Genomic DNA, 13,101 nt, shown 5'->3' with positions numbered 1-13,101 from the left:
CCGCTCCCCGAGGAATCAGTGCAAGCCTCAGCGCCAGCGCCGGAAGATCAACGAGGTGTTCACGCCGCCGAAGGCAAAGTTGTTGTTCATCACATGCTCGTGGCTCATGGCGCGCATGCCCCCGCGCAGGTAATCCAGCTCGGCGCAGCGAGGGTCGATGTCATCGAGGTTCAGGGTGTGCACGTACTGGTCGCGATTCATCATCTCGATGCTGAACCAGGACTCAAGCGCGCCGCAGGCGCCCAAGGTGTGGCCAAGGAAGCTTTTCTGGGAACTGATCGGCATGCGCGGGCCGAACAGCGCGTGGGTGGCCAGGGTCTCGGCGATGTCGCCTTGTTCGGTGGCAGTGCCATGGCCGTTGACGTAGCCAATGGCCTCGACGGGCAGGCCGGCATCTTCGAGCGCCAGTTCCATCGCCCGACGCATGGTCACCTGCTCCGGGCGGGTGATGTGCTGGCCGTCGGCGTTGCTGCCAAACCCTACGATCTCGGCGTGGATATGCGCGCCCCGGGCCAATGCATGCTCCAGCTCTTCCAGTACCAGCATGCCGGCGCCTTCACCCACCACCAGCCCATCGCGTGCGCGGTCATAGGGGCGCGGGGTCAGGGTGGGGGTGTCGTTCTTCAGGCTGGTCGCGTACAGGGCATCGAACACCATCGCCTCGCTGGGGCACAGCTCCTCGGCACCGCCGGCCAGCATCAGCGGCAGGCGCCCGAACTTGATTGCTTCATAGGCATAACCGATACCCTGGCTGCCGCTGGTGCAGGCGCTGGATGTCGGGATCAGGCGCCCGGTCAGCCCGAAGAAAATGCTGATGTTGGCGGCTGTGGTGTGCGGCATCATGCGCACGTAGGAGTTGGCATTGAGCCCGTCGGCCTTTGAATTGAGCAACATGTTGCCGAAGGCCTTGATCTCTTCGGTGCTGCCGATCGATGACCCGCAAGCCACGCCCATGCGTCCATCGCGGATGCTCGGGTCGTCCAGCAGCCCGGCATCGGCCAGGGCGCGTTCGGCTGCGGCGACCGCCAGCCGTGACACGCGTCCCATGCTGCGCAGTTGCTTGCGTGTCCAGTGCCCTGGCACTTGGAAGTCATCCACAGGGCCGGCCAGGCGAGTGTTGAGTTCTTCGAAGCGGTCCCACTCGTCCATGCGCCGGATACCACTGCGATTGGCGGCGAATTGCCGGGCAATGCTGTCCCAGTCGCTGCCCAGGGCAGTGATGCCGGCCATGCCGGTGACCACAACGCGACGCATCAGCATAGCCCTCCGTTGACGGCCAGTACCTGGCGGGTGATGTAGGCCGCTTCGTCCGACATCAGGAAATTGACCGCGCCGGCCACTTCCTCCGGGGTCCCCATACGTTGGGCAGGAATCATCTTGAGCAGTTCATCGACCGGCACCTGGTCATCGAGCATGTCGGTGTCGATCAGCCCCGGGGCCACGCAGTTGACCGTGATGCGGCGCTTGCCCAGCTCGATGGCCAGAGCCTTGGCGGCACCGATCACGCCCGCCTTGGAGGCGCTGTAGTTGACCTGGCCGCGGTTGCCGATCAGGCCGGATACTGAAGTGATGCAGACGATGCGACCAGGTGCGCGACGGCGGATCATGGGCATCATGAGCGGGTGCAGGACGTTGTAGAAGCCGTCCAGGTTGGTCCGCATGACCTGGTCCCAGTCGTCTTCACTCAACGCAGGGAATGCGCCATCGCGGGTCAGTCCGGCATTGCACACCACTCCATAGTAGGCCCCGTGAGCTTCGACGTCCTCGCCCAGGATGCGGGCGCAGGCCGACCGGTCGGCGACGTCGAACTGCAGGATCCGCGCCTGACGCCCCAGCCCACGCACCTGTTCGGCGACCGCCTCGGCCGCGTCGCGGCCGCTGCGGCAATGCAGCACCAGGTCGAAGCCTGCGCGTGCCAGGCGCAGGGCAATGGCGCGGCCGATACCGCGGCTGGAGCCGGTGACCAGGATAGTGTCAGTCATGGGGTGTTTCCTCGGGTGCCGCTTCGGCCAGGTAGCCAGTGGCCTGGGGCGGACGGTAGACGTTCAGGCGCGCGCTGGCATGGATACCCTCACCGCGCAGGTGACATTCGAACACGCCCATGCCGCTCTCGTCTTCAAGCGATCGCAGGGCATGGATGCGCAGCTCGGCGCCGGCGGGGAACTGCGCCACATCGCATTCGAAGCGACGGGTACCCAACAGAAAGCCCATTTCCACCGCACGCCCGGCGCGGCGAGCCTGGTACCCAGCATAGGCGGCCACGCTCTGGGCCATCAGCTCCAGGCCCAGCCAGGCGGGCAGGCTGCCGTCGGCGCGGTTGAACTGACCGCCCGGGCGGACCGTTGCACGGGTATGGATCTGTTCGTCGTCGCAGCTGTCGATGCGGTCGATGAGGATCATATCTGCGGCATGCGGCAGCAGTTCGGACAGTGGCCAGGTGTTCATGGGGCGTCTCCGAGAATCAGGCTGACATTGTTGCCACCGAAGGCGAACGAGTTGCTCATCAGGCGGCGCGGCCCCTGCGGAGGCAGGCGTTGGCTGCCATCGACCAGGTTCAGGGCCGGCAACCGGGGGTCGCGCTGGCCATCCCAGACATGAGGCGGCAACAGGCCCTCTGGGTTGTGCCGGCTCAGGGCAAGCCAACAGAACGCCGCTTCCAAGGCGCCGGCGGCCCCCAGGGTATGGCCGGTCATGGGCTTGCTGGAGGAGCAGGGCACGCGATCGCCGAACAGCCCGTGCACGGCGAGGCTCTCCATGGCGTCGTTGTGGACGGTGGCGGTGCCGTGCAGGTTCAGGTAGTCGATCTGTGCAGGCGTTAGGCCGGCATTGTCCAGTGCTTTGCCCATGGCCTGCAAGGCGCCCTTGCCGGTGGGCTCTGGTGCTGAGATATGAAACGCATCGCAGCTTGCGCCTGCGCCGAGCAGGGCGATGCCTGGCCCGTCGCCTGTGCGTTGGCGGGTCATGAGAAACAGGGCTGCGCCCTCGCCGATGTTGATACCGTCGCGGTTGGCCGAGAAGGGATTGCAGCGCTCGGTGCTGACGGCCTCCAGTGCGCTGAAGCCGTTGAGCGTCAGGCCACACAAGGTATCCACGCCTCCGCACAGCACGGCATCGCACAGGCCCAGGTCGAGCAGGCGGCGGGCACTGAGCAACGCTCGGGCACTGGAGGTGCATGCGGTCGACAACACATAGGCCGGGCCAGACAGTTGCAGCCATGCGGCCAGGAATGTGGCCGGTGCGCCGAGGGCTTGTTGATCGTAGTCGTAGCTATCCGGGAAGCGGCCGGTGCGCACGTACTGCGCGACGCCGTCGCTGCCTTCGGCGATCCCCGAAGTGCTGGTGCCCAGCACCACGCCCACGCGCTGTGGGCCGTGGCGTTCGATGGCGTGGCGAATGGCAGGCTCGATTTGCAGTGCCGCGCTATAGAGCAATTGGTTGTTACGGCTTTGGTGACCGGGCAATGGCAGCTCGGGCAGAGGGTCTGGCACGACCCCGACGGGCAGACGGCGTCCGGCTACCCAACCCTCTTGCTGCTGCATGCCACCGCAGTCGCCGGCAAACAGTGCGCGGGCAACCTGGGCTTGGCCGTGGCCGAGGGCGCAGACCAGGCCCAGGGCGTCGAGGAAGGCGGTCATGGCGTGTTCTCGCTGGGCAAGGGGGTGACTAGATAACGCAGGCCCTGGCCGAGGTTCAAGGTGAAATCATCCGGATCCTGGTAGTCCACCTGCCAACGCGTCTTTAGCGAACGCCGCTGTCCGTGCTGGAGGGCACCGGGATAGAGCTGTGTCAGCTGGGCCTCTGGGGTGAGCGCGAAGAGCAGGGCGGCGAACAGTTCGCGGGCGGCCGGGTTGGGGGGCAGCAGACCGTCTGCGTGCCATTGGCGGCCGTCGAACAGTTGGCGCGCCTGGGGAATGCCCATCAGATCGAGCAACGACCAGCGCAAGCGGCCCTCCTCTCGCTGGATCACCAGCAGCCAGTCCTGGCGCTGGCCATCCTGTTCGCGTTGTACATGCAACTGACGAGGCAACTGCAACTCCGGCAGCCGCTCAGGCAGGGGGGGGCTACCGGTGCAGGCGCCGAGCAGCAGGCAGGCCAGCAGAATCCACAGATGTTTCATGGTTGCCGAGGCCCTCCATCGTTGGCGCCGGCCCAGGGCGCCAGGAGAAAACTGAACACCAGGCCCAGGCTCACGGCCATGCCGAAATTACTCACTGCCGGGGTGCTGGAAAGCGCCAGCAAACCGAACGACAGCCACGTGGTGAGTGCTGCCAGCAAGGTACCCAGCAGGCTGACGGCACTGCCGCCGATGCGCTCATGCATCAGGATCGCATAGTCCACGCCGATGGCGGTCACCAGCAGCAGGCCGAACAGGCTGAACAGGGTCAGCGGTTGTCCCAGCCAACCAAGACTCGCCAAGCTGCACAACGCCGCGAGCAGCGGCAGGGCGACGATGCGCAGGGCGCTGCGCAGGCCGAACGGCAGCATCAGCACCATCGCTATCAACGCGCACGACAGCAACTTGAGTTCGGCGGCACTGACCTGAGTGGCGGTGAACAGCTGGTTGAGCTCGCCTAGGCGATCGACCAAGTGTACGCCGGGCAGGTCCTGGGCCTGAAGGCGCAACAGCGAGACATCTGCATGGCCTTGCAGGCTGACGATCGCCGCCACGCCCTGGCCGTCCTGGCCCAGCCACAAGGGGCGCCAGGCTTCGCCCAGCGGCCCCTGCAGGGCCTCGTCGATCGACAGCGGTGCCAATGTCTGCAGTTGAGCGATCTCCGTCTGCAAGGCCTGCTCGGGCACACCAAGGGCCAGCAATGGCTGCCAATGCCCAGGCAACTGCAGCAGGGCGTTGCGCACTTGCTGCTGCGTCGCTGGGCTGGTCACCAACTGGCTAAGGGACAGGTAGCCCTTGAGCTTGCCCAGGTCGACCAACTCATCGAGCTTGCCGCTCAGCGTCTGCAAGCGGTCGAGCAATTGGCTCTGGTTATCGGCACGCACCAGGAAGAACTGGCTGGTCGGCTGGTAGCCAGTGATGCGCGCCACGGCCTGGGCCTGTTCGAGCAGTTGCGGAGGGGCGCTGATCCACTGGCGGATGTCGTTGCGGCTTTGCAACTGCCACAACCCGGCCACACAGAACACCAGCAACAGACCGAGCAGCATGACGCTGGGCACTTTGCGCAGCAGGCGCTCGCGCAGGTCGGTCAGGGCCTGGGCCACGCGCAGCGGCCAGGGGGAAGGACGCAGGTCCATGTGCTGCAACAGCGCAGGCAATAGGCAGACGGCGCACAGGTAGGCACCCAGCAAGCCTGCGGCGGAAAACGCCGCGATCTGGGTCAATGCCGGGAACGGCGTGAAGGCCAGGGCCAGGTAGCCGATGCAACTGGTCGCAAGGCTCAAGGTCATGCCGGGCAAGGTCAGGCGCAGCGCCGTCCAGCTGTGCCAGGGGCGCAGGCTCCAGCCCTTGGACAGGTAGTGCAGCGGGTAGTCCACCGCCACGCCGATCAGGCTGGCCCCGAGCACCAGGGTCATCACGTGCATCTGGCCGAACAGCGCGACGCAGGCCACCGAGCCGAACAGCATGCCGACCGCCACCGGTACGAACGCCAGCAGCGCGCGCCAGCGCCGCAGGGCCAGCAACAGCAGCAGGAAAATGCCCACGGTTGCCCCGCCGCCCACCCAGGTGATCTCCCGGCTGGCCTGGCGTTGACCGGCGGCGGCGTGCAGCAGGCCGCTGGCCGCCAGCAGCTGGGCGCCTGCCTGGTCGGCCTGCCGACGGGCCTGGGCGAGCAACGCCTCTACTTGCAAGGGCAAGTTAAGGTCGAAGGCGTTGCCCACGGTGCGCGCGCGCAGCAGCACCCAATGCTTGCCGTCCGCTTCGGCCACCAGCGCGCCGCTGGCGGTGTCGAGCTGGACATTGGCGGGCCTGGGCTGGCTGGCCTGGATGCGTCCGCTCAGGCCCAGCCAGTCGTCCTGGCTCGAGACCAGGCTCAAGCCCGCAAAGGGGTCGACCAGGCTCTGGACGCGTTGCTCGATGAAGGCGTCGGGCTGTTCGGCCAGTTGCTGCCGGTCAGCGGCCGAGAGCATCGCCAGGCGGCCTCGCAGTAGCTGCGCACGCACCGCCTGCAGGTCGGTGTGCAGGTTCCACTGCACCTTCTCGAACAGGCCGCTGGCCTGCCACCGGGTGGCCAGGCCCTCGGCCAGGGCAAGGGCTTGCTGGCGATCAGGGTGGCCAACCAGCACCAGCATTTCGCGGTTCAGCGGCGCCTGCATGCGTTGTTCGGCGCGTTGCACCTGCGGGTCCTGGGGCGCGCCAGGCACCAGGGTCATCAGGTCGGAGGACAGGGGCGCACCGCGGTGCCACTGCCAGGCCGCGAGCGCGAGCATGGCCAGCAACAGGGCGAGAAACAGGCGCGGCAACAGGCGTTCAATCGGCAAAGTCACGACGCTCCGAGTCGCTCAAGGCGCTGGCACCGCGGCTGTCCTGCATGCGCAGGACCGTGCTGTCGCCCTGGGTTTCGGCCAGCACGATGCGTTCGACGAAACGCCCGCCGGTGATATCGATGCGGGTGAAGATCTGCTTGAGCAACATCGAGCGCGGCGTCAGGCGCAGTTGCCAATGCTCGGCGTCACCGCTCAGGCTCAGCTCGAAGTCCCGTTGCAGGCCGCTGCTGTCGCCTTGCAGGACCGCGAAGAACAAACGGTTCTGCTGTGCTCCGGCGCTCTGGCTGGGCAGCGGTTGCCAGCCACCCGGATCACGACGGGCGATGCCGCTTGCGTCGATGCGGTAGTCCTGACGCAGCGGGGTGCGCAGTAGCCAGAGCAAGCCATGGTCGCGTGCCAGGACGAAGCGGCCCTGGCTCGTCAGCGGTTGCGCCAGGGCACGCAGGTGTTTCTCCTGCACGAAGTTGCCGCTGACCACCGCTGGCGCGCTCAACTGCTTTTGCAAGTCGGCCAGGTCGAAGGCCATCGCCATCGGGCTTGAAAGCAGCATCAGCAATACCGCCAGCAAGCGGTGCAAGCGGTTCATGGCAGCACCTTGGCTACGGCATCGAGCATCACCTGGGGCGAGGCCAACTGCATTTCGCCGCTCTCGATGTGCACCGCGACCTGTACGGTGCTGGCGCGGGTCATGCGTTCACCGGTGTCTGCGTCGCTGATCAGGTAGTGGATTTTCAGGCGGCTTTCCCATTCCACCAGACTGGCGCGGACCTTCAGGCGTTGGCCGAAGGTGGCGCCACGGATATAGCGCAACTGCAAGTCGATCACCGGCCACATGTAGCCGCTGGCCTGCATGCGCCGATAGTCTTGCCCGAGGCGTTCGAGCAGCGCGCAGCGGGCGACTTCGAGGTATTTCACGTAATGGCCGTGCCAGACCACGTGCATGCTGTCCACGTCGAAGAAGGGCACGACGATCTCACTGTCGACATGGAACACGCCGGGGTTACGCATGCAGCCTCCAATGGCGTTCGCCGATGCGCGTCAGGCACAGCCGCAGTTCGTGTTCCAGGGCGCGGTCTTCGGTGACCGGGGCGAAGTCCGCCAGCAACGCCTGGTGCATCTGCGCAAGGGCAGGCGGCAGCGGGGCGGTAACGGCTTGGCGGCCGCGCAGCCAGACGCCCTGGTTAGCGGCCAGCAAGGTAGCGGCGGCGACCTGTTCGGACAGTTGCAGAACGCGCAGCGCGTCCCGGGCGGCGATGGTGCCCATGCTGACTTTGTCCTGATTGTGGCATTCGGTGGAGCGCGAGAACACGCTGGCCGGCATCGTTTGCTTGAGCGCCTCGGCGGTCCAGGCGCTGGCGCCGATCTGCACGGCTTTGAAACCATGGTTGAGCATGGCCCGGTCGGCCTGGGCCCCGGAGAGGTTGCTGGGCAGGCCATGGTTGTAGCGGGTGTCCACCAGCAGGGCGAGCTGGCGGTCGAGTAGGTCGGCGACGTTGGCCACCAAGGTCTTGAGGCTGTCCATGGCAAAGGCGATGTGCCCGCCATAGAAATGCCCGCCGTGCAGCACCCGCTCGGCATCGCCATCGATGATGGGGTTGTCGTTGGCACTGTTGAGTTCGGTCTCGATGAAGCTGCGCAGCCAGCCCAGGCTGTCGGCCAGAACGCCCAGCACATGCGGCGCGCAACGCAGCGAATAGCGGTCCTGCAGGCGGTGCAGGGGGGCGGCTGGGGCGTCGAAGGCCAGGTCCTGGCGCAGCCAGGCCGCGACTTGGTTCTGGCCTGGGTGCGGCTTGGCGGCGAACAGGCGTTCGTCGAAGTGTTCGGGGTTGCCTTGCAGGGCGATGACGTTCAGCGCAGTGATGCGCGTTGCCAGATGCAGCAGATAGTCGGCACGGGCGTAGGCCAGGCAAGCCAGACCAGTCATCACGGCGGTACCGTTCATCAGCGCCAGGGCTTCCTTGGGGCGTAGCACCAGTGGCTGCCAGCCCAGTTCGCGGTGCACGTCCGCGCTGCTGCGGCGCACGCCCTGGTACATCACGTCACGCTCGCCCGAGAGCGCGGCGGCGACGTAGGAGAGCGGCGTCAGATCGCCGCTGGCGCCCACCGAGCCTTCTTCGGGAATCAGCGGCAGGATGTCGTGGGCGAGAAAATCGCGCAGGCGCTCCAGCAGCTCCAGGCGCACGCCAGACATGCCATGGCTCAGCGAGCGCAGACGCGCCGCCAGCACCGCACGGGTGGCGGGCGCATCGAGCAACTGCCCCAGGCCGCAGCCATGGAAGGTGTACAGGTGGCGCGGCAGGGCCTCGACGTGCTCCAGGGGCACGGCCACCACGCAGGAGTCGCCGTAACCGGTGGTGACGCCGTAGATCACCCCTTCCTTGTGCAGCAGAGTATCGAGAAAACGTGCGCCGCGGGCGATGCGCTCCCGGTACTCGGCGTCGGCCTGCAGCAAGGGGCGGGCGTGGCGTTGGCTGAGGGCAAGGATGTCCTCGATGGCCAACGGCGCTTCGCCGAAGGTCACGGACTCATGCGGATGCGTCGTCATCGTCGCTCCAGAAAGGGTAGAAGTTGAACCATTGGTCCGGCGCCTGCTGGCAATAATGGCCCAGGCGGGCGGCATAGCGACCGGCCCATTGGGCGATCACCTGCTGGCGCTGCTCGCGGCGCCAGTGCAGTTGCTCGGCAAAGGGCTCCAGGGTGATCCGGTAGCGCCCGTCCTGCTTGAGACAAAACAGCAGGTTGACGGGACACTTCAAAAGGCCGGCCAGCAGCCAAGGGCCCTGGGGAAAGGCCGCCGGATAGCCGAGGAAGTCCACCTCGACCGTACGGGCGCCATGCAAGGGGATGCGGTCGCCGGCAATTGCGAGCCATTCGCCGCGCTCCAGGCGCTCGGAGAGCTGCAGCATGATCGCCGGGTCCAGCTCGCTGACCTGGATCAGCCGCAGGTGGCTGGCGCCGGCCTCGCCGAGCAGACGGTTGAAGCGTTCGGCGTGGCGGGTGTGCACCAGCACGTTCATGCGCACCTGCTCTCCCAGTTCGGCAAGGGCTCGGCACACCTCCAGGTTGCCCAGGTGCGCGCCCACCAGCAATTGCCCACGTGCGCCGCGCAGTTGCTGGCGCAGTTCGCTGGTGTCGCGGATCTCGATGTCTTCCAGGCGCAGCCTGCCGTTCCAGGCATCGAGTTTGTCCAATAGGGCTTCTGCAAAAGCCATGAACTGGCGAAACACTCGCCAGTGATTGGGCTTCGGAGTTCGGCCACCACTGCATTGCCACAAACGCTGCTGGTATTGCCAGGCACTGCGCCGGGCCTTGCGACCGAACAGGAAGAAGTACAGCACGATGGCATGGATCAAGGGGCTGAGCAGACGACGACCGAGCAGGCGCGCCAGCACGGCGGTGAGTTTCATCAACCAGAAACTGCCGCGTTCACGTTGCGCCGCCCAATGCTGCGATCGGTCGCTCATCGACGCCACCTGCGCCAGAGGATCATCGGCGCACGCAGGAGCATGCCGACACACAATCTGGCGTGCATGCGCGAAATCAGAACGTTGTCATGGAGCAGACGAAAATGCGAGACGCCGTCGGCGGGGTAGTGCACCCGGGTCGGCAGCCAGCGCATCGGTTGCCCACGCCACGACAGGCGCACCAGGATTTCGGTGTCGAAATCCATGCGCCGGCCCAGGCTCACTGAGTCGATCAGCGCCAGGGTCGGCGGCAGGGGATAGACACGAAAGCCGCACATGGAGTCCGGAATGGCCAGGGACAAGGTGTTGATCCAGACCCACACGTGGGTCAGGTAGCGGGCGTAGAGCCGGCCCTTCGGGACACTGGCGTCGTACTGTGGATAACCGCACACCAGCGCCTGGGGCTGGGCACGCGACAGCGCCAGGAAGTCCCCGACCGCTGTCAGGTCGTGCTGGCCATCGGCGTCCACTTGCAGGGCATGGCTGAACCCCAGCCGCGCGGCCTCGCGCAAGCCGGTCATCACCGCGCCGCCCTTGCCCTGGTTCAGGTCCAGGCGAACGAGGAATGTCTGCGGCTGCTGCGCCAGCTCGCGCAGCACCTGGGCACAACCAGGGTGACTGGCATCGTCCACGAGAATGCAGGGCAGCCCGGCACGCAACAACTCGGCGACCACCGTGGGCACGGCGCGCTCATGGTTGTACACCGGAATGACCGCACAGGGATTATGCACCGGCGTGCTCCAGGAGGATGCGGCCACTGGAACAGGCCTGCTCGCCGTTGGTGTAGGTGAAATAGAGCTTGCCGCGCTCGGCGTCGAAACGAAGCGTCAGCTCGATCTCGTCTCCGGGGCGGACCAGTTGCTGGAACTTCAGCACTTCCATGCCGGCAAACCGATGCCCGCTGGGAATCAGCGGCGCGGCGAGGTCCATGGCCCAGTCGATCTGCACCACACCCGGCAGAATAGGGGTGCTCGGAAAGTGGCCGGTGAAGCAGGCCAGATCCGCTGGTACTGCCAGTTTCAAGCGCAACTGATGGGCGTCCTGCAGGGTATCGAGGACCTCCGGCGCATTACTCCTGGGCGCTGCCAGCAGGGTCTGAACCTGCGCCTGGGGCAGCTTGCCCTGGGCATTGAGCGGCAGTTGGCGCACCAGGCGCCAGCGCCGGGGCAGGGCCACGGCTTCGCAGTGCTGGGCCAGGTGCTCGCGTAGCGCCTCGATCAGGGCACGCCGCCCATGGTTGCGCAATTGGTGCAGCCCCAGAGGGGTGAGTACCAGCAAGACGCCGAGGAAGGCACGGCCTTGCTCGACCATGCCCAAACGCGCCTCGCTGACCCAGGCATGGGTGCACAGGGCTTGCTCCAGCCTGGGCAGGGCGATGCGTTTTTCTTCGAGCTTGACGATCCGGTCCAGCCGCCCGAGCAGGCGTACGCGTCCGTCGGCCTCGATGTGCGCTGCATCGGCGGTGTGTTCCACGTGCCCCTCGGGCAGGTAGGGCGAGCTCACGCACAGGGCACCCTCGGCCGACAGGCTCAAGACCACGCCTGCGAAGGGCGACCAGCGCTGCTCCCCTTGGCGCCAGGCGATGCCGCCTGTCTCGGAGCTGCCGAGGATTTCCACCGGCCATTGCCCCAGGCGCTGCTGCAAGCGCTGCGCGGCATCGCCGGGCAGTTCGCCGCCCGATGAGAACACGCAGCGCACCTTGGCCAGGGCCGTCCAGTCCAGATTGTCGCCCATGCGCTTGAGCAGGGCGGGGCTGGCGACCCAGGCAAAGGCTGGCTGGGCCAGGCTGGCGCGTTGCAGGTCTTCAGGGAACGGCACCTGACGCCGCAGGAAGCCGCGCCCGGCGCACAGCGGCCAGAGCACGCGGAACAGCAGCCCATAGATGTGCTGCGAGGCGACACTGCCGATGATCCAGGCGTCGCCCAACGCGGTGCCCCATTGCTGCTCCAGGGCGCGTACCTCGTTGGCCAGCTGGCGCAGGGTCTTGCCGATGAGCTTGGGTTCGCCGCTCGAGCCCGAGGTGCACAGGCCGATGCGGCATTGGTCCGGATCGAGGTCGACCGGCGCCAGCGGGGAAGTATGCAGCGACGCCAGGTCGAGGTCGCCGGGCTGATCAGTGAGCCACAGGTCGACCTGGTCGTTCCAGCGCAGCCGGGTCTGGGGCTGCAGGTCGGCGGGCAGCAGGACCTGGACGCCTGCGCGCCAGGCACCCAATAGCGCGATGGCCAGGTCGGCGGCGTCTTCCAGATGCACCGCCAGACGGCGCACGCCCCGCTGCTGCAGGGCCGCGGCCAGGCCCAGGGCGGCATTTCGCAGCCCTTCGTGGTCCAGGGGCGGCTCCAGGGTCACTGGGCGCGCGGTCGTCAGTGGGCGCAACAGGTGCTCGGGATCGATCCAGTTCATGAGCGTCCTCGCACATGGTGTCGTGTCAGCCATTCGGCAGCGAACAGCACGCCCATCGCCAGGTACGCGATCAGGCCGTTGTACAGCGTCCACCAGGTCAGTGGCGCCCAGAGCGTGAGCCCGGCGGCGATCACGCCATTGATCACGAAAAACAGACTCCAAACCTGCGTCACGCGCTGCGTATAGGCGACGGCCGCAGGCGGCAGGTCAGGCTCGCGCAGGCGTGCCATGCGCTCGACGACGGGCGGGCCGTACTTCAGGCTCGAGGCGAACAGGGCCAACATGAACGCATTGACCAGTACCGGGTACCAGCGCAGCAACTGCGCGCTGTCACTCAAGGCCAGCACAGCGCAGAACGCCAGGGCCACGGCGGTCATCCCCAGGTCGCCTGGCCTGCGCGCCGTGCCCACGGCGCGGGCCAGCCAAAGGGCAGCGAGCAGCAAGGCGAACTGCCAGGGTGCGAACCGGGCCAGGCCGAAGTACACGGCGAAGGGATAAAGCACCCCGGCGATGACCAGAGCGAGGCCGAACAGGCGTTTCATGCTGCGGTGTTGACCAGGCGGAAGACCGCTTCGACCACGTCATTGACGGTGCGCACCGACTTGAAGTCCTCGGCGGTGATCTTCTTGCCGGTCTGGCGCTTGATGTGATCGATCAGGTCGATGGCATCGATGCTATCGATTTCCAGATCCTGGTACAGGTGGGACTCCAGTCTGATGCTGGCCGGGTCGAGCTCGAACAGCTCGACGAGGGCGTTGCGCAGGAGGTTGAAGATGTCTTCGCGGTTTTGCAT

14 protein-coding genes are annotated in these 13,101 nt (G+C 66.5%); all 14 read right to left on the bottom strand.

Annotated features, from left to right (window positions below; translation table 11 throughout):
* Positions 1-27 precede the first annotated feature (27 nt).
* Genes DQ397_RS13620 through DQ397_RS13555 form a run of 14 tightly spaced genes read right to left on the bottom strand, consistent with a single transcriptional unit; the run spans position 28 to position 13,101 of the window.
* Entirely contained in the window at positions 28-1,254 is a 1,227-nt protein-coding gene (locus DQ397_RS13620; protein ID WP_043208697.1) for a beta-ketoacyl-ACP synthase, read from the bottom strand.
* Positions 1,254-1,982 carry a 3-oxoacyl-ACP reductase FabG gene (gene fabG / locus DQ397_RS13615; RefSeq protein WP_043208567.1) on the bottom strand — a complete coding sequence of 243 codons (729 nt, stop codon included), beginning with the start codon at positions 1,980-1,982 and terminating at the stop codon, positions 1,254-1,256. The genes DQ397_RS13620 and fabG overlap by 1 nt, the downstream gene beginning before the upstream one ends.
* A complete protein-coding gene (locus tag DQ397_RS13610; RefSeq protein ID WP_043208565.1) occupies positions 1,975-2,445 on the bottom strand; it encodes a hotdog family protein in 471 nt (156 codons plus the stop codon). The genes fabG and DQ397_RS13610 overlap by 8 nt, the downstream gene beginning before the upstream one ends.
* Positions 2,442-3,635: a beta-ketoacyl-[acyl-carrier-protein] synthase family protein gene (locus tag DQ397_RS13605; RefSeq protein ID WP_043208563.1), complete on the bottom strand. Its 1,194-nt coding sequence runs from the start codon at positions 3,633-3,635 to the stop codon at positions 2,442-2,444. The genes DQ397_RS13610 and DQ397_RS13605 overlap by 4 nt, the downstream gene beginning before the upstream one ends.
* Positions 3,632-4,117, bottom strand: a complete 486-nt coding sequence (locus DQ397_RS13600) for a DUF3261 domain-containing protein (RefSeq protein ID WP_043208561.1) — start codon at positions 4,115-4,117, stop codon at positions 3,632-3,634. Before DQ397_RS13600 ends, DQ397_RS13605 begins: the two co-directional genes overlap by 4 nt.
* Positions 4,114-6,441: an MMPL family transporter gene (locus DQ397_RS13595; protein ID WP_372240765.1), complete on the bottom strand. Its 2,328-nt coding sequence runs from the start codon at positions 6,439-6,441 to the stop codon at positions 4,114-4,116. The genes DQ397_RS13600 and DQ397_RS13595 overlap by 4 nt, the downstream gene beginning before the upstream one ends.
* A complete protein-coding gene (locus DQ397_RS13590; protein ID WP_043208558.1) occupies positions 6,425-7,027 on the bottom strand; it encodes an outer membrane lipoprotein carrier protein LolA in 603 nt (200 codons plus the stop codon). Before DQ397_RS13590 ends, DQ397_RS13595 begins: the two co-directional genes overlap by 17 nt.
* The gene (locus tag DQ397_RS13585; protein ID WP_043208556.1) at positions 7,024-7,449 is read right to left on the bottom strand and encodes a thioesterase family protein; all 426 of its coding nucleotides are present in this window, start codon (positions 7,447-7,449) and stop codon (positions 7,024-7,026) included. The genes DQ397_RS13590 and DQ397_RS13585 overlap by 4 nt, the downstream gene beginning before the upstream one ends.
* Entirely contained in the window at positions 7,442-8,986 is a 1,545-nt protein-coding gene (gene hutH, locus DQ397_RS13580; RefSeq protein WP_043208554.1) for a histidine ammonia-lyase, read from the bottom strand. Before hutH ends, DQ397_RS13585 begins: the two co-directional genes overlap by 8 nt.
* Positions 8,967-9,905, bottom strand: coding sequence for a glycosyl transferase (locus DQ397_RS13575; RefSeq protein ID WP_043208551.1), 939 nt, complete (start codon positions 9,903-9,905; stop codon positions 8,967-8,969). The genes hutH and DQ397_RS13575 overlap by 20 nt, the downstream gene beginning before the upstream one ends.
* Positions 9,902-10,636, bottom strand: coding sequence for a glycosyltransferase family 2 protein (locus DQ397_RS13570; RefSeq protein WP_043208549.1), 735 nt, complete (start codon positions 10,634-10,636; stop codon positions 9,902-9,904). The genes DQ397_RS13575 and DQ397_RS13570 overlap by 4 nt, the downstream gene beginning before the upstream one ends.
* Positions 10,629-12,308, bottom strand: a complete 1,680-nt coding sequence (locus DQ397_RS13565; protein ID WP_148921569.1) for an AMP-binding protein — start codon at positions 12,306-12,308, stop codon at positions 10,629-10,631. Before DQ397_RS13565 ends, DQ397_RS13570 begins: the two co-directional genes overlap by 8 nt.
* A complete protein-coding gene (locus DQ397_RS13560) occupies positions 12,305-12,850 on the bottom strand; it encodes a membrane protein (RefSeq protein WP_043212496.1) in 546 nt (181 codons plus the stop codon). The genes DQ397_RS13565 and DQ397_RS13560 overlap by 4 nt, the downstream gene beginning before the upstream one ends.
* Positions 12,847-13,101 carry an acyl carrier protein gene (locus DQ397_RS13555; RefSeq protein ID WP_043212498.1) on the bottom strand — a complete coding sequence of 85 codons (255 nt, stop codon included), beginning with the start codon at positions 13,099-13,101 and terminating at the stop codon, positions 12,847-12,849. The genes DQ397_RS13560 and DQ397_RS13555 overlap by 4 nt, the downstream gene beginning before the upstream one ends.

This window comes from Pseudomonas sp. CK-NBRI-02, assembly GCF_008124495.1.
Classification (GTDB): domain Bacteria; phylum Pseudomonadota; class Gammaproteobacteria; order Pseudomonadales; family Pseudomonadaceae; genus Aquipseudomonas; species Aquipseudomonas guariconensis.
Note: the sequence above shows the minus strand (reverse complement) of the source record. Positions and strands in the feature narration are given on the sequence as shown.